This window comes from Streptomyces sp. ISL-66 (genome assembly GCF_018614135.1).
Lineage (GTDB): Bacteria > Actinomycetota > Actinomycetes > Streptomycetales > Streptomycetaceae > Streptomyces.
The window spans coordinates 100,599-119,783 of record NZ_JAGGOW010000001.1 but is presented as its reverse complement, the minus strand read 5'-3'; the positions used below and the strand labels follow the sequence as shown (position 1 = coordinate 119,783).

General features: G+C 70.1%; 18 protein-coding genes. 8 read left to right on the top strand and 10 right to left on the bottom strand.

Annotated features, from left to right (window positions below):
• Positions 1–82: 82 nt before the first annotated feature.
• Positions 83–562: an NUDIX domain-containing protein gene (locus J7E97_RS00545; protein WP_215021256.1), complete on the top strand. Its 480-nt coding sequence runs from the start codon at positions 83–85 to the stop codon at positions 560–562.
• Between the two features lie 28 nt (positions 563–590).
• On the opposite strand, the gene J7E97_RS00540 is transcribed toward J7E97_RS00545, so the two are convergent.
• Positions 591–2,006 carry a globin domain-containing protein gene (locus J7E97_RS00540; RefSeq protein ID WP_251053494.1) on the bottom strand — a complete coding sequence of 472 codons (1,416 nt, stop codon included), beginning with the start codon at positions 2,004–2,006 and terminating at the stop codon, positions 591–593.
• The gene (locus J7E97_RS00535; RefSeq protein WP_215021280.1) at positions 1,960–2,586 is read right to left on the bottom strand and encodes an HAD family phosphatase; all 627 of its coding nucleotides are present in this window, start codon (positions 2,584–2,586) and stop codon (positions 1,960–1,962) included. The genes J7E97_RS00540 and J7E97_RS00535 overlap by 47 nt, the downstream gene beginning before the upstream one ends.
• 234 nt (positions 2,587–2,820) lie before the next feature.
• Between J7E97_RS00535 and J7E97_RS00530 the strand changes: the two genes are divergently transcribed.
• From J7E97_RS00530 to J7E97_RS00520, 3 genes are all read left to right on the top strand, one after another.
• Entirely contained in the window at positions 2,821–3,708 is an 888-nt protein-coding gene (locus J7E97_RS00530; RefSeq protein ID WP_215021254.1) for a GNAT family N-acetyltransferase, read from the top strand.
• A gap of 16 nt (positions 3,709–3,724) precedes the next feature.
• Complete coding sequence (locus J7E97_RS00525; RefSeq protein ID WP_215021253.1) at positions 3,725–4,189, top strand: GNAT family N-acetyltransferase; 465 nt, start codon at positions 3,725–3,727, stop codon at positions 4,187–4,189.
• 64 nt (positions 4,190–4,253) lie between these two features.
• A complete protein-coding gene (locus J7E97_RS00520; protein ID WP_215021279.1) occupies positions 4,254–5,420 on the top strand; it encodes a winged helix DNA-binding domain-containing protein in 1,167 nt (388 codons plus the stop codon).
• A gap of 237 nt (positions 5,421–5,657) precedes the next feature.
• On the opposite strand, the gene J7E97_RS00515 is transcribed toward J7E97_RS00520, so the two are convergent.
• Together J7E97_RS00515 and dnaB are read right to left on the bottom strand one after the other, a co-directional pair.
• Positions 5,658–7,043 carry a serine hydrolase gene (locus J7E97_RS00515; RefSeq protein ID WP_215021252.1) on the bottom strand — a complete coding sequence of 462 codons (1,386 nt, stop codon included), beginning with the start codon at positions 7,041–7,043 and terminating at the stop codon, positions 5,658–5,660.
• Between the two features lie 10 nt (positions 7,044–7,053).
• Positions 7,054–8,529 (bottom strand): replicative DNA helicase, encoded by a 1,476-nt coding sequence (gene dnaB / locus J7E97_RS00510; protein WP_215021251.1) that lies wholly within the window; start codon positions 8,527–8,529, stop codon positions 7,054–7,056.
• 438 nt (positions 8,530–8,967) lie between these two features.
• Between dnaB and J7E97_RS00505 the strand changes: the two genes are divergently transcribed.
• Positions 8,968–10,305: an MATE family efflux transporter gene (locus tag J7E97_RS00505; RefSeq protein WP_215021250.1), complete on the top strand. Its 1,338-nt coding sequence runs from the start codon at positions 8,968–8,970 to the stop codon at positions 10,303–10,305.
• Between the two features lie 77 nt (positions 10,306–10,382).
• Here J7E97_RS00505 and rplI read toward each other — a convergent pair whose 3' ends face one another.
• From rplI to rpsF, 4 genes are all read right to left on the bottom strand, one after another.
• Positions 10,383–10,829: a 50S ribosomal protein L9 gene (gene rplI, locus J7E97_RS00500; protein WP_215021249.1), complete on the bottom strand. Its 447-nt coding sequence runs from the start codon at positions 10,827–10,829 to the stop codon at positions 10,383–10,385.
• A gap of 18 nt (positions 10,830–10,847) precedes the next feature.
• A complete protein-coding gene (gene rpsR / locus J7E97_RS00495; RefSeq protein ID WP_003956534.1) occupies positions 10,848–11,084 on the bottom strand; it encodes a 30S ribosomal protein S18 in 237 nt (78 codons plus the stop codon).
• A gap of 43 nt (positions 11,085–11,127) precedes the next feature.
• Entirely contained in the window at positions 11,128–11,733 is a 606-nt protein-coding gene (locus J7E97_RS00490) for a single-stranded DNA-binding protein (RefSeq protein WP_215021248.1), read from the bottom strand.
• 72 nt (positions 11,734–11,805) lie between these two features.
• Positions 11,806–12,096, bottom strand: a complete 291-nt coding sequence (gene rpsF, locus J7E97_RS00485) for a 30S ribosomal protein S6 (protein WP_004950685.1) — start codon at positions 12,094–12,096, stop codon at positions 11,806–11,808.
• Between the two features lie 251 nt (positions 12,097–12,347).
• Between rpsF and J7E97_RS00480 the strand changes: the two genes are divergently transcribed.
• From J7E97_RS00480 to J7E97_RS00470, 3 genes are all read left to right on the top strand, one after another.
• Positions 12,348–12,668: a hypothetical protein gene (locus J7E97_RS00480; RefSeq protein ID WP_215021247.1), complete on the top strand. Its 321-nt coding sequence runs from the start codon at positions 12,348–12,350 to the stop codon at positions 12,666–12,668.
• A 128-nt stretch (positions 12,669–12,796) separates the two neighbouring features.
• Entirely contained in the window at positions 12,797–13,915 is a 1,119-nt protein-coding gene (locus J7E97_RS00475) for a peptidoglycan bridge formation glycyltransferase FemA/FemB family protein (protein ID WP_215021246.1), read from the top strand.
• A gap of 70 nt (positions 13,916–13,985) precedes the next feature.
• Positions 13,986–15,017 (top strand): alanine racemase, encoded by a 1,032-nt coding sequence (locus J7E97_RS00470; protein ID WP_215021245.1) that lies wholly within the window; start codon positions 13,986–13,988, stop codon positions 15,015–15,017.
• 1 nt (position 15,018) lies between these two features.
• On the opposite strand, the gene J7E97_RS00465 is transcribed toward J7E97_RS00470, so the two are convergent.
• Complete coding sequence (locus J7E97_RS00465; RefSeq protein WP_215021244.1) at positions 15,019–16,479, bottom strand: glycosyltransferase family 87 protein; 1,461 nt, start codon at positions 16,477–16,479, stop codon at positions 15,019–15,021.
• A gap of 146 nt (positions 16,480–16,625) precedes the next feature.
• The gene (locus J7E97_RS00460) at positions 16,626–19,178 is read right to left on the bottom strand and encodes a transglycosylase domain-containing protein (RefSeq protein ID WP_215021243.1); all 2,553 of its coding nucleotides are present in this window, start codon (positions 19,176–19,178) and stop codon (positions 16,626–16,628) included.
• Positions 19,179–19,185 lie beyond the last annotated feature (7 nt).

Here is a 19,185-nt window from a genome sequence, read left to right as displayed (position 1 = left end):
TGCCCCGGACCGCCCGGCTCGCGCCCCGGCGCATTTCCCCGGCCCGCGTTTCAGAAGCGGAAGTCTGGGCCACTCTTCTCCCATGACCGAACGCCCCGTGGTCAAACGCACCGCCCGCGCGATCCTGCTCGACGGTGACGACCTGATCCTCATCAAGCGCACCAAGCCCGGCGTCGACCCCTACTGGGTCACCCCCGGCGGCGGGGTCGAGCCCTCGGACCTGACCGTCGTCGACGCCCTCCACCGAGAGATCGACGAAGAACTCGGCGCGAAGATCACCGATGTGGTGCCCTGCTTCGTCGACACCGTCGAGCACATCGCCGACGGAGGAGTGACCGGCGTCAAGGTGCAGCACTTCTTCGTCTGCCATCTCGAATCCATGGACCCCAGCCGGCGGCACGGCCCGGAGATCGACGAGCCGGCGGGCGAATACGAGATCGTCCGGGTGCCCTTCAGCCGCGTCGGCATCGCCGCCGTCCATCTCGTCCCGCTGTCCCTGCGCCACTACCTCGACGGCAACATCGAGGGCGTGCGCGCCATGCACGCACCCGATCTGGGCTGACCCACCGGTCCGCAGGCGCCTGCCGGAATCAGCCGGCGACGCCCGCCAGCTCCCCCACCTCGTCGTAGCGGATGCGCTCCCCGGGGATCCCGATCCTCTTCAGGGCGTCCACCCCACTGCGGATCATCGCCGCCGGCCCCGAGACGAACGCGTCGTACGAACTCCAGGGCCCGTGCGCTCCGATGGCCTGCGGCAGCTGCCCGGCCAGTCCGTCCGCGCAGACCACCGGGCGCACCGACAGCCACGGATGCGAACGCTGCAGACCCAGCAGCGTGTCCTTGTCGTACAGGTCGTGGTCACTGCGCGCGCCGAAGAACACCTCCACGGGCCGGCGCTCGCCGTGCTCGGCCACGTCCTCGATCAGCGCCTTGATCGGCGCGATGCCGGTGCCGCCGCCCAGGCAGAGCATGCCGTTGTCGGTGCTGTGGTCGACGACCATCGATCCGGCGGGCGGCCCGAGCCGGAGCACGTCACCGGGCCGGGCGTGGCGCACCAGAGCGTTCGAGACCCATCCCGCCGGGACCGCCTTGACGTGGAAGGACAGCAGCCCGTCGGCGCGCGGGGCCGAAGCGAAGGAGTAGTGCCGCCAGACCCGCGGCCACCAGGGGGTCTCCAGGCTCGTGTACTGGCCCGCGAGAAAGCGGTACGGCTGATCGGGGCGGACGGTGAGCACCGCGATGTCGGAGGTGCGCAGCTCGTGGGAGACCACTTCCGCGTGCCACCACGGAGGCGCCTGGCTCTCGGCTTCGGCCGCCGCGTCGATCATGATCTGGGAGATCGCGGTGTACGCGCGCACCCAGGCGGCCTCGGTCTCCGGCCCCCAGGTGTCGTGTGCGTACCGGGCCAGCGCGCCCATCAGGGCCTCGCCGACGGGGGGATAGTGCCCGGCCTGGGTGCCGTACTTGCGGTGTCCCGTGCCGAGCCGGCGAAGGTACGCGGTGAGCGTCTCCGGGTCGTCGATGTGCTCGGCGGCCGTGAGCAGCGCCTTCAGCAGCCGGTCGCGCTGCGCGTCCATCGCGGCGGGGAACATGCCGCGCAGTTCCGGGTGCGCCGTGAACACGAGGGCGTAGAAGTAGGAAGTCACCTTGTCGGCGACGGGTGCGATCTCCGCGAGGGTCCGGCGGATGAGCACGGCATCGGGGGAGGGGGCGGGGGAGGCCTCGGGCGTACCGCCCCCGGACGGTATCCGTGCGGGCCTCCGTCTTGCCGAATGGGTGGGCGGAGCGTCCATGCGGTGCCTCGCTTCGAGCATGTCGGTAGGTCTGCACGCGCCACGGCCTTCGAATCCGTGGTTCCGGGTTTCACAGCGTGCCAGTCCGCCCCGGAGGTTACGGGGAAATGCGGGAATTCCGCGTTTCGAACCCACTGCCCCCTTAGGATGCCTCAACTCCCGTGCGCTACGCCCCTGCGAGCTGGTACGCCTCCCGAAGGTCCCGGCCCTCATAGACGTGTGTCGCCCGCTCCACCAGGTACGGCCGGGCGTTCACCGCGACCGACCGCGGCACGGCTTCGAAGAGCGCCACATCGGTACTGGAGTCCCCGTACGCGACGCAGTCGCCCCGGCCCAGCCCGAACTGTGCGCACAGCCGGTCGGCGATCTTCACCTTGCCCGTCGGCGTCAGGATCCCGGCCATGTCCACCGGCCGCGTGAAGGGCACCTCCGGGAAGACCGAGCCGTGCGCGGCATGCGCGCCCCACTCCAGCAGGAGCTCGACGAAGAAGGACGGGGACAGCGAGATCACCGCGCAGTAGTCGCCGCGCTCCCGGATCTCCTGCCACACCTCCCGGATGCCCCTCAGCCAGGGCGACCCGTCGAACGCCGCCCGGACATGCGCCGGAGTCAGCCCCGTCCAGAGTTCCTGGGCCGCCAGCGAGAACGCGTGCGGCCCGATCTCCTGCGCGGCGAAGGCCCGCTCCAGCACGGCGATCTCCTCCGCCAGTCCGAGTTGCCGCGAGATCTCGACCGGCGCCGCGGAGCCGTACATCAGTGTCCCGTCGAGGTCGAACAGGTGCAGGAGAGTCATATCCATGGAGATTAGTGGCTGCGTGCCGCTCGATACAGGGAAGCCCACGATGGCGTCCCCAGCGGTGGCCGAGGGCGTGTTTCACGTGAAACATTCACCGGCTCCACGGACCCGGCGCACTTGTTTCACGTGAAACACGGGTCCGGTCCCGTGTGGGACACGTCGATGTTTCACGTGAAACATCGGCCCCAAATCCCCTGGACCGGGCCCCGGTCGATGAACCAGTCTGGGGCCGTGACACCACCACACCTCATCGCCCTGCCGATCCGCGCACTGACCGTGGACGATCTCCCCGCCTGCGCCGATCTCTCCGAAGACCGCGGCTGGCCCCGCGAGGATCACAAATGGGGGCTCCTGCTCGCAGCCGGACACGGCTACGGAATCGACGCTCCCGACGGCCGGGGGCTTGCCGCCGTCAGTGTGGTCACCCGTTACGGCCCGCCGCTGGCCGAACCCGAACTGGCCGCCATCGGCATGGTCCTGGTCGCGGCCAGGTACGCCCGCCAGGGCCTGGGGCGGCGCCTGATGACGTACCTCTGCGACGACCTCCTCAAGGGCGTACCGCTCACCCTGCACGCCACCCCGTTCGGCAGGCCCCTCTACGAGGAGCTCGGCTTCGACACCACGGGCCGTTCCGAGATGCTCCGGGGCACCTTCCGCCCCGACGGCACGACGACCGTGCCGGAGGCCGTCCCGGTCCGGCCGGCCACGGCCGAGGACCTCCAGGGGATCCTGCGCCTGGACGCCGAGGTCTTCGGTGCCGACCGGACCCACCTGATCACCCGGCTGCCCGCCTTCACGGACCGGCTGCTGGTCGCCGAGGACTCCGCCGGCGACTTGATCGGCTACGGCGCCATCTGGCCCAACATGGAGACCCACGTCATCGGCCCGCTGGTCGCCCGGGACACCGGCACGGCGCAGGCTCTCGTGACGGCCCTCGCGGCGGCCACCGAACGGCCCCTGCGCACCGACGTCGACGTACGCCACGAAGAGCTGCTCGACTGGCTCAAAGACCAGGGGCTCGAATCCGTGACCTTCAACGCCGTCATGACCCGAGACACTCCCGGCCTGCCGGGTGACTGGACCCGCCGCTGGGCTCCGCTCACCGTGGCAGCGGGCTGAGCAGGAAGCACAGGACATGACCGACACCACCGATGGCCTGCTCATCCGTCCGGCCACCGAGGAGGACCTGCCCGAGATCGTCGCGCTCCTCGCCGACGACCCACTCGGCGCCACCCGGGAGTCGACCGACGACCTCACCCCGTACGTCACGGCGCTCAAGCAACTGACGGACGACCCCCACCAGCACGTGGTCGTCGCCGTCCGTGCGGGCCGGGTCGTCGGCACCCTCCAGCTGACGATCGTCCCCGGGCTCTCCCGCAAGGGGAGTACCCGCTCGATCATCGAGGGCGTACGCGTCCACGCCGACGAGCGGGGCAGCGGACTCGGGACCCGGTTCGTCGAGTGGGCGATCGAGCGGTCCCGCGCCGAGAACTGCCGGCTCGTCCAGCTCACCTCGGACGTGACCCGGACCGACGCGCACCGCTTCTACGAGCGGCTCGGCTTCACGGCCTCCCACGTGGGGTTCAAACTCCAGCTCTGAGCCCGCCCCCGCGCAGGCCGGGCCCTTGTCCGTGGCCCGGCCTACGATCGGGAAGGTGAGCACCCTGCCCCTCATCACCACCGCGGAGCGTCAGCACCGTCTCGGCCGCCGACACCGCCTCGCGCCCTCGGCTCGCGCCGCGGACGTGGCCCAGGCAGCCGACTCCGTGGTCGGCCTGCACGCCACCGACGCCGCGACCGTCTTCCTTTCCCTCCGCGCCCGGCTGGGCGGGGGCGAGCCCGGCGCGATCGAGCGGGCACTCTACGAGGACGTGCGCCTCGTGCGGCTGCTGAGCATGCGCAACACGCTCTTCGCCGTCTCCACCGAACTCGCCCCGTACGTCGACGCCTCCACCGCCAGGGCCATCGCCGCGAAGGAGCGCCGCACCTTCCTCAAGCACCTGGACGAGGACGGCCAGGGCCTCGACGCCGCCTGGCTGGCCCTCGCGGAGAGCGACGCGCTCGACGCGCTCGACTCCCACGGCCCCTCCACCGGCAGCCAGCTCTCGGCCGCCGTGCCCGCGTTGCGCCAGAAGATCACCATCAACCGGGGCAAGAAGTACGAGACGGAGACCGGGGTCGCCACGCGCGTCATCCGGCTGCTGGCCGCCGACGGCCGGATCCGCCGCGACCGGCCCCGCGGGTCATGGACGTCCAGCCAGTACCGCTGGGTCCACACCGAGCCGTGGCCCGCCATGCCCCCGCCCGAGGCCCGCGCGGAGCTGGCCCGCCGCTGGCTCCACGCGTACGGCCCGGCCACCGAGGCCGACCTCAAGTGGTGGACCGGCTGGACCCTCACCGACGTGCGCAAGGCCCTCGCGGCCGTGGGCCCCGACGAGGTCCGGCTCGACGACGGCACCACCGCCCTCGTCGCCCCGGGTGACACCGGGCCCGAACCCGCACCGGAACCCTGGGCCGCCCTGCTGCCCGCCCTGGACCCGAGCGCCATGGGCTGGGCGGACCGCGGCTTCCACCTCGATCCCGCGCACCGCCCGGCCCTCTTCGACTACGCCGGCAACGTCGGCCCCACCGTGTGGTGGAACGGCGAGATCGTCGGCGGCTGGGCGCAGCACGCCGACGGCCGGATCGTCCACCGGCTGCTGGGCGATCCCGGCCGGGACGCCGAGGAGGCCATCGCCGCCGAGGCCGCCCGACTCGCCGCCTGGGTGGCAGGGGCCCGTATCACCCCCCGCTTCCGCACCCCGCTGGAGCGCGAACTCGTGGCGCAGTGAAAGCGGTTCCCCACAGATGTGCGCGGCTGGGGCGGGCTTCGCACACTAGTGCGGCGTCAGGCAACGTTTGCCCGTCAAGGAGCGGCGTCCGGTGCGTGCTCTCGGCGTGCCGGCCGGAAGCCCTCGTACTGGACGTACTTGGGCTTTCGGCCGGTGCGGCGAGAGTGCGTGCCGGACGCCGCGACGGGGCGAACGTTGCCTGACGCGGCACTAGACAGGCTACGCGGACTACGCCGGCTATCCGATGCCCCGCCAGCCCTGCGGGTCGACACCGCCGGGCACCGGGGCCTGCGGGTCGTAGGGCTCGCGGGTGAACACGAAGGAGCCGAGGTCGAGGTGGCTCACCGAGCCGTCCGGCCGGTGCACGGCCCGCAGCGACTCTCCCGCGTGGTAGCCGTTCAGGCCGGTCCAGCTGCCGTCGGGCTCCGGGCGGAAACGGGCGGTCCGGCCGCCGCCACCCACCGGGCCCAGCTCCAGGGATCCGTCATAGGTCAGCCGTACGGCATGCGTCGACGTCCCCCAGTACCAGGGCCCGCAGAGCTCGAGCGCCACCGGGTCGGCCTCCCGCAGCGGCCGCCAGGGCTCGGGCACGCGCGGCTCGGCGTCGGCGACGATGCCCACCAGGTCGGCGGCCAGCGTCGAAGCGGGCAGCCCCGAAGTGCAGTTGGCCAGCACCACCGCGGCCACGTCGTCCGCCTCGCTCATCCACAGACCGGCGACGAACCCGGGCAGTGAGCCGCTGTGCCCCGCGAGCAGGCGCCCGCCGCTCCGCGTCAGCTGCATTCCGATCCCGTACCCGGGGTCGGCGGAGCCCTCCTCCGGGGGAGCGGCCGGGGTCCGCATCTCCCGTACGGACTCGGCGCTCAGCACGCGCGCGTCGCCCCGTACGAGGAACGCGGCGAACTTCGCCAGGTCCCCGGTGGTGGACCACAGCTGGCCGGCCGGGGCCATCAGCCCGAGGTCCTCCAGCGGCTCCGGCATCATCACGTCCGCCCACGGGTGCACCGCCCAACCGCCCGCGTGCGGGGCCACCGGCTGCGCCGTCGTCCTCTCGAGCCCCAGCGGCTCCAGCACTTCGGTCCGGAGCACTTCTTCCCACGGCCTCGCGCGTACGGACTCCACGAGCGAACCCAGCAGCGTGTAGCCCGGGTTGGAATAGTGGTGGCGCCGCCCGGGCGCGAAGCGGAAGGGCCGGTCGCCCAGGACGTCGCGGAGCGCGGGGCGCAGCGTGCCGGCCGTCCGCTCCCACCACTCACCGGGCGTCTCGGCGGCCAGCCCACCCGTGTGGGACAGCAACTGGCCGACCGTCACCTCGTCGAGCCCCGTGCCGGGCAGGAACTTCTCCACCCGCTCGCCGAGTTCCAGCAGGCCCTCGTCCCGCAGCCGCATCACCAGAACAGCGGTGAAGGTCTTGGTGATCGACCCGATCCGGTACTGCACGTCCCCATCGGGCCCGTGTCCCTCGACCATGGTCCGGGATCCCTCCCAGACCACTTCCCCGCCCCGCACCACGGCCGCCACCAGGGACGGCGCCCGGCCCTCGCGCTGTGCCACCGCGATCCGATGCCTGAGCGAGCGCCGGGTCGCCGGCAGGAGAACAAGATCTTCAGATACGGCATCCATGGGGCGGATGTTACGTGTTGGCCATGTCCACGAACCGTGAATAGTGGCCCTGGAAGGCCACCGTGATGGTCGCCGTCGGGCCGTTTCGGTGCTTGGCGACGATCAGGTCGGCCTCGCCCGCGCGCGGGGACTCCTTCTCGTACGCGTCCTCGCGGTGCAGCAGGATCACCATGTCGGCGTCCTGCTCGATCGAGCCGGACTCACGCAGGTCGGAGACCATCGGCTTCTTGTCGGTGCGCTGCTCGGGGCCACGGTTCAGCTGCGACAGCGCGATCACCGGGACCTCCAGCTCCTTCGCCAGCAGCTTGAGGTTTCGCGACATGTCCGAAACCTCCTGCTGGCGGCTCTCGGGCCGGCGCGAGCCGCCCGACTGCATCAGCTGGAGGTAGTCGATGACGACGAGCGAAAGGTCGTTGCGCTGCTTGAGCCGACGGCACTTCGCGCGGATTTCCATCATCGACAGGTTCGGGGAGTCGTCGATGTAGAGGGGGGCCGCGGAGACGTCCGGCATGCGGCGGGCGAGCCGGGTCCAGTCGTCGTCCGTCATGGTGCCCGAACGCATGTGGTGCAGCGCCACGCGGGCCTCCGCCGAGAGCAGGCGCATCGCGATCTCGTTGCGCCCCATTTCGAGGGAGAAGATGACGCTGGGCAGGTTGGCCTTGATGGAGCAGGCGCGGGCGAAGTCCAGCGCGAGGGTGGACTTTCCCATGGCGGGGCGGGCCGCGATGACGATCATCTGACCGGGGTGCAGACCGTTGGTCAGCGAGTCCAGGTCGGTGAAGCCCGTCGGGACGCCCGACATCTGGCCGCTGCGCGAACCGATCGCCTCGATCTCGTCGAGGGCGCCTTCCATGATGTCGCCCAGCGGCAGGTAGTCCTCGGAGGTCCGCTGCTCGGTGACCGCGTAGATCTCGGCCTGGGCGCTGTTGACGATCTCGTCGACGTCTCCGTCGGCCGCGTAGCCCATCTGCGTGATCTTCGTGCCGGCGGCGACCAGCCTGCGCAGGACGGCCCGCTCGTGGACGATCTCTGCGTAGTACTCGGCGTTCGCCGCCGTCGGGACCGACTGGACCAGCGTGTGCAGGTACGGAGCCCCGCCCACCTTGCTGATCTCGCCGCGCCGGGTCAGCTCCGCGCTGACGGTGATCGGGTCGGCCGGCTCGCCCTTGGCGTACAGGTCGAGGATGGCCTGGTAGATCGTCTCGTGCGACGGCCGGTAGAAGTCGTGGCCCTTGAGGACCTCGACCACGTCGGCGATGGCGTCCTTGGACAGCAGCATGCCGCCCAGCACCGACTGCTCGGCGTCGAGGTCCTGGGGCGGGACCCGCTCGAAGCCGCCCCCGCCGCCGTCCCAGGAGCCGCCCTCCCGGCCTCGGTCGTGCTGCTCGTCCCCGCGGCCGCGGCCTTCGTTGTTGCGGCGCGGACGGGCGGGCAGACGGTCACCTGGACCGCTGTCGGCCCAAGGGTCGTCCGTGGGCTCGGGCATGCTCACCGGGCCACCTCCTCCGTCCGCGAAGCGGACCTCGCCGTGCCATCTTTCTACGACACGGCTCTGACATTTGGGGCACCCGGATCGGCTGTCGGCGAGTCGGGCAACGAACCACGGTAGAGCCGGGAGCGACGTCAGCCAATCTTGTTATCCACAGGCTGTGTGGATGAGGTGTGGATGACGGTGCCAATGCTGTGGGTAAGTGCCCGGAAGCTGTGCACGGACCGGGGGACGACGCTGTGGACAAAATCACCTGAGGCACCCTTCCACCCCATCTGACCTGCGATTTCCTCCCTCAGGGACGGTGGAAGAGAAAAAAATTCGCCACTGTCTCGAGATCGCCTCCAACGAGGTGGGGAGAACGCGCGAATCAGCGCACGAGTAAGGACTCCTGGCCCCTTGCATCCATTACCTGTGGAAGATTAGATTGAGCGCATGAGACAGGCCCCCACAGCACCGAAGGCTGCCCCGAGACGGCACGACCGCGAGATCCTCGCGCTCGCCGTCCCGGCCTTCGGCGCACTCGTCGCCGAACCCCTCTTCGTCATGGCCGACAGCGCCATCGTCGGGCACCTCGGCACCCCCCAGCTGGCCGGTCTCGGCATCGCCGCCGCTCTGCTCACCACCGCCGTGAGCGTATTCGTCTTCCTCGCCTACGCCACCACCGCGGCCGTGGCCCGCCGCGTCGGCGCGGGCGACCTCCCGGCCGCCATCCGGCAGGGCATGGACGGCATCTGGCTGGCCCTGCTGCTCGGCGTGGCCGTCATCGCCGTCGTACTTCCTGCCGCACCCTCACTGATCGCACTCTTCGGAGCGTCCGACACCGTGGCCCCCTACGCGGTCACCTACCTGCGGATCTCCGCCCTCGGCATTCCCGCGATGCTCGTGGTGCTCGCCGCCACCGGAGTCATCCGCGGACTCCAGGACACCCGGACACCGCTCTACGTCGCGATCGGCGGCTTCACCCTCAACGCGGCCCTGAACGTCGCGCTCGTCTACGGCGCCGGCCTCGGCATCGCCGGTTCCGCCTGGGGCACGGTGATCGCCCAGTGCGCGATGGCCGCCGCCTACCTGGTCGTCGTCGTCCGCGGAGCCCGTCGGCACGGCGCCTCCCTGCGCCCCGACGCCGCGGGGATCCGCGCGTGCGCCCAGGCCGGAGCGCCCCTGCTCGTGCGCACCCTGTCCCTGCGCGCCGTCCTGCTGATCGCCACCGCCGTGGCCGCACGCCTCGGGGACGCCGACATCGCCGCCCACCAGATCCTGCTCTCGCTGTGGAGCCTGCTCGCCTTCGCCCTCGACGCCATCGCGATCGCCGGCCAGGCCATCATCGGCCGCTACCTCGGTGCGGGCGACACCGAGGGCGCCAAGGCCGCCTGCCGGCGCATGGTGCAGTGGGGGATCGTCTCCGGCATCGTCCTGGGCATCGCGGTGATCGCGGCCCGCCCCGTCTTCATCCCGCTCTTCACCAGCGACCCGGCGGTGGAGAGCGCGCTGCTGCCCGCCCTGCTCGTGGTGGCCGTCTCCCAGCCCGTCTCCGGCATCGTCTTCATCCTCGACGGCGTACTCATGGGCGCCGGCGACGGCCGCTACCTGGCCTGGGCCATGCTGCTGACCCTCGCCGTGTTCACCCCGGCGGCCCTGCTCGTTCCGGCCGCGGGCGGCGGTCTGACGGCCCTCTGGTGCGCCATGACCCTGATGATGCTGGTCCGGATGGTCACCCTCCAGCTGCGCGCCCGCTCGGGGCGCTGGCTGATCGCGGGGGCGACGCGCTGACCGATGTTTCACGTGAAACATCGGCGAACGACGAAGGGCCGCACTCCCGAAGGAGTGCGGCCCTTCATGCACAGCCCTTAGGCGGCGACGACCTCGATGCCCACGTTCGCGGCCACGTCGGCGTGCAGACGCACGGAGACCTGGTACGAACCGAGGGTCTTGATCGGCGAGCCCAGCTCAACGCGGCGCTTGTCGACCTTCGGGCCACCGGACGCCTCGATCGCCGTGGCGATGTCGGAGGGCGTGACGGAACCGAAGAGACGACCGGCGTCACCCGCGCGGGTGGCCAGACGGACCTTGACGGCCTCGAGCTTGGCCTTGAACTCGTTGGCCTGCTCGATGGTCGCGATCTCGTGGATCTTGCGGGCGCGGCGGATCTGCGCCACGTCCTTCTCGCCACCCTTGGTCCAGCGGATCGCGAAACCACGCGGGACCAGGTAGTTGCGAGCGTAACCGTCCTTGACGTCGACGACATCGCCGGCGGTGCCGAGGCCAGTGACCTCGTGGGTCAGGATGATCTTCATTATTCGGTCACCCTTTCCTTATCGCGCGGTGGACGTGTAGGGCAGCAGTGCCATCTCACGGCTGTTCTTGACTGCCGTGGCGACGTCACGCTGGTGCTGCGTGCAGTTGCCGGTGACGCGGCGGGCACGGATCTTGCCGCGGTCGGAAATGAACTTCCGCAGCATGTTCGTGTCCTTGTAGTCCACGTACACGGTCTTGTCCTTGCAGAACGCGCAGACCTTCTTCTTAGGCTTGCGCACAGGCGGCTTCGCCATTGTGTCTCTCCTGTGAAATCAAGAAGTGGGGGTTCGAGCTGCCCTAGAAGGGAGGCTCGTCCGAGTAGCCGCCGCCGGATCCGCCGGTGCCGCCGGAGCTTCCGCCCCAGCCACCGCCGCCACCCTGCTGCTGCTGGCCGCCGGCCGGCGCGTTGGACGCCCACGGGTCGTCGGAGGGAGCTCCGCCGCCCTGGGGACCGCCGCCGCTGGGGGCTCCGCCCCAGTTGCCACCGCCGCCACCCTGCTGCTGACCGCCGCCGCCGTATCCACCCTGGCCACCTCGACCGGTGGTCTTGGTGACCTTGGCCGTGGCGCTCTTCAGACTGGGGCCGACTTCCTCGACGTCCAGCTCGTAGACCGTGCGCTTGACACCCTCACGGTCCTCGTAGGACCGCTGCTTCAGCCGGCCCTGCACGATGACGCGCATGCCTCGCTGAAGCGACTCGGCGACGTTCTCCGCCGCCTGTCGCCAGACCGAGCAGGTGAGGAACAGGCTTTCGCCGTCCTTCCACTCATTGGTCTGCTTGTCGAAGGTGCGGGGAGTGGACGCGACACGGAACTTCGCGACCGCCGCACCCGAGGGGGTGAAGCGCAGCTCGGGGTCGTCGACGAGATTGCCGACGACCGTGATGACGGTCTCGCCTGCCATGGATGAACCTCTCGGCGGGGATTGCTGCTGGGCTGCTGTGCTACTCGGTCCCGATTACCGCTGAACCGAAGTTCAGTGGGTCTCGGGGCGAAGGACCTTGGTCCGGAGAACCGACTCGTTCAAGTTCATCTGTCGGTCAAGCTCCTTGACGACCGCAGGCTCGGCCTGGAGGTCGATGACCGAGTAGATGCCCTCAGGCTTCTTCTTGATCTCGTAAGCGAGACGACGACGGCCCCAGGTGTCGACCTTCTCGACCTTTCCGTTGCCCTCACGGACGACAGAAAGGAAGTTCTCGATCAGCGGGGAGACAGCGCGCTCCTCGAGATCGGGGTCGAGGATGACCATCACTTCGTAGTGACGCATGTGGAACCCACCTCCTTTGGACTCAGCGGCCACGGTCGTTCCGTGGCAGGAGGGTCGTGATGCGTAAGCACGGCATCCGCAAGCAGACACCGCGCAGACCGTACAGACTACCTGGTCGACTCCTTCCGGTTGAAATCCGGCACCAGGGGGCCACAATCTGTATGCATCGGGTGTGCTCGGTGCTATGCCCCCGGCCCCTGCCGGAGGAGGCCCCGAAGCACCGCTCTGCTGCAGCCAGGAGGTGCCTACCGATGGCACAGGCAATGCGACGACAGTCCGCCCCCGCGATCTCGCTCTTCGCGACCGACGGCAAGCCCCATCCGCTCCAGGACACCCTGGTCGCGGCCACCCTGATCCTCGGCGCCGTGGCGTTCGTCACGGCGTTCTTCCACAATCTGCACCTGATCAGCTCGTGGGCCGGGCTGTTCGGGATCCTCACCGGCGCCTACGGACAGTTCGTATCGGTTACGACACGCGAGCGCTTCGCGCTGATCGTCGGCCTCGGCGCCGCGGGCCTGGGCTTCTTCCTCGGCATGGCGCACGGCGGTCTCTTCGGTGGCTGGCTGGGCTGACCGGGTATCTCCGCGACGGGCGCCGGCCTCTACCGGCCCAGGCCCGGCCTGTCCCCCAGATGGGTGGCGCCCTTGTCGCAGTAGGCTTCGCGCCATAGCCAGCGAAGCCGCCGGAGGAGACGCCCCGCATGAGCCTGTCCCTGAGGACCATCAGCCGAGAGCAGCATCTGGGGTACCTCCAGAGCCTGCCCTCGGCTAGCCACTGCCAGGTCCCGGCGTGGGCCGACGTGAAGAACGAGTGGCGTTCCGAGAACCTCGGATGGTTCGACGACTCCGATGAACTCGTCGGCGCGGCCCTCGTGTTGTACCGCCAGCTGCCCAAGGTGAAGCGCTACCTCGCCTACCTCCCCGAGGGGCCGGTCATCAACTGGCACGCCCCCAATCTCGAGGAGTGGCTCCAGCCTATGCTGGCGCACCTCAAGCAGCAGGGCGCCTTCACCGTGAAGATGGGCCCGCCCGTCGTCATCCGCCGCTGGAACTCCACCGCCATCAAGGCCGGAATCCAGGACCCCGACGTCAAGCGCCTTCGTGACGTGGAGGCCTCGCACATCGAGCCCCGCGCCTTCGAGGTGTCCGACAAGCTGCGGCGCATGGGCTGGCAGCAGGCCGAGGACGGCGGCGCCGGCTTCGGTGACGTCCAGCCCCGGTACGTCTTCCAGGTGCCGCTGGCCAACCGCTCGCTGGACGACGTCCTCAAGGGCTTCAACCAGCTGTGGCGCCGCAACATCAAGAAGGCCGAGAAGGCCGGCGTCGAGGTCGTCCAGGGCGGCTACGAGGACCTGGCGACCTGGCAGCACCTGTACGAGATCACGGCCGAGCGCGACAAGTTCCGCCCGCGCCCGCTCAGCTACTTCCAGCGCCAGTGGACGGCCCTCAACTCCGAGGACCCCAACCGGATGCGGCTGTACATCGCCAAGCACGAGGGGGAGCCGCTGGCCGCCGCCACGATGCTCACCGTCGGCCAGCACGTCTGGTACTCGTACGGCGCCTCCGCCAACCACAAGCGCGAGGTCCGCCCCTCGAACGCGATGCAGTGGCGCATGCTGCGCGACTCGTACGCGCTCGGCGCGAGCGTCTACGACCTGCGCGGCATCAGTGACACCCTGGACGAGAACGACCACCTGTTCGGTCTGATCCAGTTCAAGGTCGGCACGGGCGGCGAGGCCGTCGAGTACGTCGGCGAGTGGGACTTCCCGCTCAACAAGCTGCTGCACAAGGCGCTCGACATCTACATGTCCCGCCGCTGATCCACCCCGCCCCACCACACAGACGGCACCGCTGCACCACGCAGCTTTTCGAGAGAGGCTCCGGACGGGCATGGCGCTCACGCTCTACGTCGACACCGCGCGCTGGCGTGCGCACCAGAAGCAGGTCCAGGACCAGTTCCCGGGGATGGTCCCGGTCTGCAAGGGCAACGGCTACGGCTTCGGCCACGAACGGCTCTGCGAGGAGGCGACCCGGCTGGGCGCTGACGTCCTGGCCGTCGGCACGACGTACGAGGCCGCCAGCATCAAGGACTGGTTCGGCGGGGACCTGCTCGTCCTCACCCCCTTCCGGCGCGGTGAGGAGCCGGTTCCGCTGCCGGACCGCGTCATCCGCTCGGTGTCCTCGCTGGACGGCGTGCGCGGACTGGTCGGTGCCCGCGTGGTCATCGAGTGCATGAGCTCGATGCGCCGCCACGGCATCTCCGAGCAGGACCTCGGCCAGCTGCACTCGGCGATCGAGGACGTCCGGCTGGAGGGCTTCGCCCTGCACCTGCCCCTGGACCGCCCGGACGGATCGGACGCCGTCGAGGAGGTCATCGGCTGGATGGACCGGCTGCGCGCGGCCCGGCTGCCGCTGCACACCATGTTCGTCAGCCACCTGAGGGCCGCCGAGCTGGCCCGGCTGCAGCAGCAGTTCCCGCAGACCCGCTTCCGGGCCCGCATCGGCACCCGGCTGTGGCTGGGCGACCACGACGCGACCGAGTACCGCGGCGCGGTCCTCGACGTCACCCGCGTCGCCAAGGGCGACCGGTTCGGCTACCGCCAGCAGAAGGCCGCCTCCGACGGCTGGCTGGTCGTGGTCGCCGGCGGCACCTCGCACGGGGTGGGCCTCGAGGCCCCCAAGGCCCTGCACGGGGTGATGCCCCGCGCCAAGGGCGTCGCCCGGGCCGGACTGGCCACCGTCAACCGGAACCTGTCGCCGTTCGTATGGGCCGGCAAGCAGCGCTGGTTCGCGGAGCCGCCGCACATGCAGGTGTCCATCCTGTTCGTGCCCGCGGACTCGCCCGAGCCGAAGGTCGGCGACGAGCTGGTCGCGCACCTGCGCCACACCACGACGCAGTTCGACCGGGCGCTCGACGCCTGAGTCAGTCCCTGGGGCCCGCGCCCCAGTCGACCCGCTGTCCCTCCGGAGGCGCCGCGTACTGCGGCGCCTTCGCCGTCTGGGCCAGCGTGAACACGTCCTCGGCTCCGTCCAGGACGCCACCGGAGGGGTCGTCCGAACCGTCGCGCCGCACCACGTCGCGCTCGGGCATCAGGATGTCGCGCACGACGACGGCGCACAGGTAGAGCGTGCACAGCAGGTGGGCGGCGATGGCCAGCTGGTAGCCCTCCAGGGGCAGACCCTGGTGCTTTTCCCCGCTGGTCGTATAGGCCAGGTAGAACCAGATCCCCAGGAAGTAGACGACCTCGCCGGCCTGCCAGATCAGGAAGTCCCGCCAGCGCGGGCGGGCCAGAGCGGCGAGCGGGATCAGCCACAGCACGTACTGGGGCGAGTAGACCTTGTTGACCAGGATGAAGGCGGCCACGAGCAGGAAGGCCAGCTGTGCGAAGCGGGGGCGCCGGGGCGCCGTCAGCGTGAGCAGGCCGATGCCCGCGCAGAGCAGCAGCGTCAGGCCCGTCGCATAGGTGTTGGCGCCTTCGAGCGGGTTCCCGGAGCGCTGGGAGATCAGCAGCCATACGGACCCGAAGTCGATGGGCCGCTCCTGGCTGAAGGTGTAGAACTTCTGCCAGCCGTCCCACGCGAAGAGCATCACGGGCAGGTTCACCACAAGCCAGGAGACGACGGCCCCGCCGACCGCGGCACCGAACGCACGCCACTTCCCGGCCCGCCAGCAGAGCACGAACGCGGCTCCGAGCAGGAGCACCGGGTAGAGCTTGGCGGCGGTGGCCAGGCCGATCAGGACGCCGAACCACAGGGCCCGGCCCCGCGACCACATGAGCATCGCGGCCGCGGTCAGGGCGATGGCCAGCAGGTCCCAGTTGATGGTCGCGGTCAGGGCGAAGGCCGGCGCGAGGGCGAAGAGCAGGGCGTCCCACGGCCGCAGGCGGTGGGTGCGGGCGACACACACGGCGATCACGGCGGCGCAGGCCATCAGCATGCCCGAGTTGACCATCCAGTACATCTGCTCCCGGTGCTGCATGGAGCCGCTGCCCGGGGTCAGCCAGGAGGCGATCTCCATGAAGAGCCCGGTGAGCACCGGGTACTCCAGGAACTGCATGTCGCCGGGGAGCCGGTCGAAGTACGGGGTGAGGCCGTCGGCGAATCCGCGTACGACGTAGAGGTGCGGGATGTCCGAGTAGCAGGCGTGGGTGTACTGGGAACCGGCTCCGCGGAACCACGCCCAGTCGTAGCAGGGCAGCTTCTGCACCATGCCGAGCGCGAACATCCCCAGGGCGACGAGCACCACGACGCGCACGGGAGTCAGCCAGTGGCCGCCCAGCCTGGCGTAGCGGCCCAGCGGACCGCCGATGAGTTCGCTCCCGGCGGCAGCGACCTCGTCCTGCTGGGTGGGCAGTACGGGGCTGTCCTCGTGCACCTTCGTCATGCGCACATCCTGCCGTACCGCGCCGGACATGGGGGAGGGCCGCCGCACCAGGTGCGACGGCCCTCGCCTGCCTTGCCGGGGGGCGGCCCCGTGGGGCGGCCGGTCCGTGGGAGCCGCTCCGTGGGAGCCGCTCCGTGGAAGGCCGGTCAGCCTCCCGTGGATCCGCCTATCGGGAAGCCACCGCCGCCGCCCGTCGTGCCGCCCGGTCTGCCGGTCGATTTGCTGGGCGAGGGCGAGGGCGATCCGGACCCACTGGGGCTCGGGTCCGGGTCGCAGATCTCCCACGGCCGGCAGGACGGCTTGCCCTCCTTGGACGGGGACGGCGACGGGGACGGCTCGGCCGACGGGGCCATCGACGACGGGGAGGGCGAAGGGGAGGGCGACGGGGACGGGGTGGGGGAGGGGGCCCCCGAGGAGTCCGCGGTGACACTGATCTTCTCGGGCTCCGGGAAGTCCTTCTCCGGAACGCCGTTGAGCGCCGCCTTCATGTACTCGGTCCAGATCTGGGCCGGGATGTCACCACCGTGGATGGAGTCGACGCCACCCACGTGGTTCATGGAGATCAGTTCCTTCTTCTCCGCGTTGGGGTCCGAGCGGAACAACGCCACCGAGGTGGACAGTTCGGGCGTGTACCCGACGAACCAGGCCGACTTGTTCTTGTCGGTGGTTCCGGTCTTGCCGGCGGCCGGGCGGCCCAGCTTCTTCGCCTTGGTGCCGGTGCCCTTCTCGACGACGTTGCGCAGCACCTTGGTGACGTTGTCGGCGATCGAGTTGTCCATGGCCTGCTCGGCCTTGGGCGGCTCGAAACCGGGGAGGTCCTTGCCGTCCTTCTCGACGCTGCGCACGGAGAAGGGCTCGCGATGGGTGCCGGAGGCGGCGAAGGTGGCGTACGAGTCGGCCATCCGGATGGCGCTGGGGGTCGAGGTGCCCAGGGCGAAGGAGGCGTTGTCACCCGGGTCCATCGACTCGTCGAGGATGCCGGTGGACCTGGCCACCTCGCGGACCTTGTCGTGGCCGACGTCGAAGATGAGCTGGGCGAACGGTACGTTGATGGACTTCTCCATCGCCTCGTTCAGGGTCACGTAGCCGTAGGGCGTCGCGCTCTCGTTCTTCTGCCGGAACGGCTTGCCGGGGCTCTCGTACAGCGGCTTTCCCTGACGGTTGTTGATCACCGTGAGGTCGTTGGCCATGTACTTACTGTCGGCCGAGATCCCCTGGCCCTTCGAGTTCTGGGTGCCGTACTGCATGGCCGCCGCCAGCACGTAGGGCTTCCAGGTCGAGCCGACCGGTACACCCGTGGTGTTGGCGTTGTTGTTGAAGTACTTCTTGTCCATGCCAGGACCGCCGTACAGGGCCACCAGCGCGCCGGTCTTCACGTCGACCGAGGCCGCGCCGAACTGGACGAAGGTGTCGTACTCGGGCCGCTTCTTCTCGTCGATGAACCCGTCCCGCGTGTCCTCGACCGCCTTGGCCAGCGCGTCCACCTTCGGCTTCTCGAAGGTGGTGTGGATCTGGTAGCCGCCCTTGGCCAGATCGTCGGCCGTGATGCCCTTGGACTTCGTCACGTACAGCTTGGCGGTGTCGACCAGGTAGCCGATCTGCCCGGACATGCCGCGGGCCTGGGCGGACTCGATGAGCTTGGGGAACTCCTTGTACTGCTCCCGCTCGGACTGCTGCATCCGGCCCACGGCGACCTCGCGGTCCAGCACCCACGCCCAGCGCTGCTTGGCGCGCTCCGTGTTCAGCTGGGGGGTGGCCGAGGCGCCGATGCCGCCGTCCGGGTTGTAGAGGTTGGGGCCCTTGAGCACGGCGGCCAGGAAGGCGCCCTCGGAGGGGGTCAGGTCCGTGCAGTCCTTGCCGAAGTAGGCCCGTGACGCCGCCTGGATCCCGTAGGCGTCGCGCCCGTAGTAGGCGGTGTTCAGGTAGCCGGCCAGGATGGTGTTCTTCTCCGTGGTCACACCGAGTTTTATCGAGATGAACAGCTCGGTGACCTTGCGCTTGAGCGTCTGGTCGGAGTCCAGGTACGTGTTCTTCACGTACTGCTGGGTGATCGTCGAGCCGCCCTGGGTGGATCCGCCCTTGGCCATGTTCCACACGGCCCGGCCGATGCCCATCGGGTCGACGCCCTTGTCCGACTCGAAGGACTCGTTCTCCGCGGCGATGACCGCGTTCTGCATCGACCGGGGGATCTTCCCGATGGGCACGATCTGACGGTTCACGGAACCGCCGGTCGCGACCATCTGGGTGTCGTCGGCCCAGTAGAAGACGTTGTTCTGCGCCTCGGCGGCCTTGTTCGCGTCGGGGGTGTTCACCGAGGCGATGCCGATGCCGGCGCCGGCCGTGATGATCGCGAAGAAGCCCAGGGCGGTACCGCCGACGAGCTTCCAGGACGGGACGAAGCGCTTCCAGCCGTCCTTGTCCGAGCGCGGGTAGTTGATCACGCGCTTGTCCGGGCCGCCCGCGGCGCGGCCGGCGCTGCCCGCGTCCTTGCCGCGGCCCGAGGTACCGCGGCCGGCGGCTCTGCGGGCGTCGGCACGGCTGCCGTGGCTCGGCTGGTCGGAATACGGCCCGCTGGGTGACGAGGTGGGGACGTCACGCCCGGAGCCGGCGCCCCGTCCAGGGCGCTGCTGGGCGGCCTTGCGGGCCGCGGCGCGGCCGCCGCCCTGCGGCTGCTGCGGTTTGCGGCGGTGCTCGCTCATCGAACGA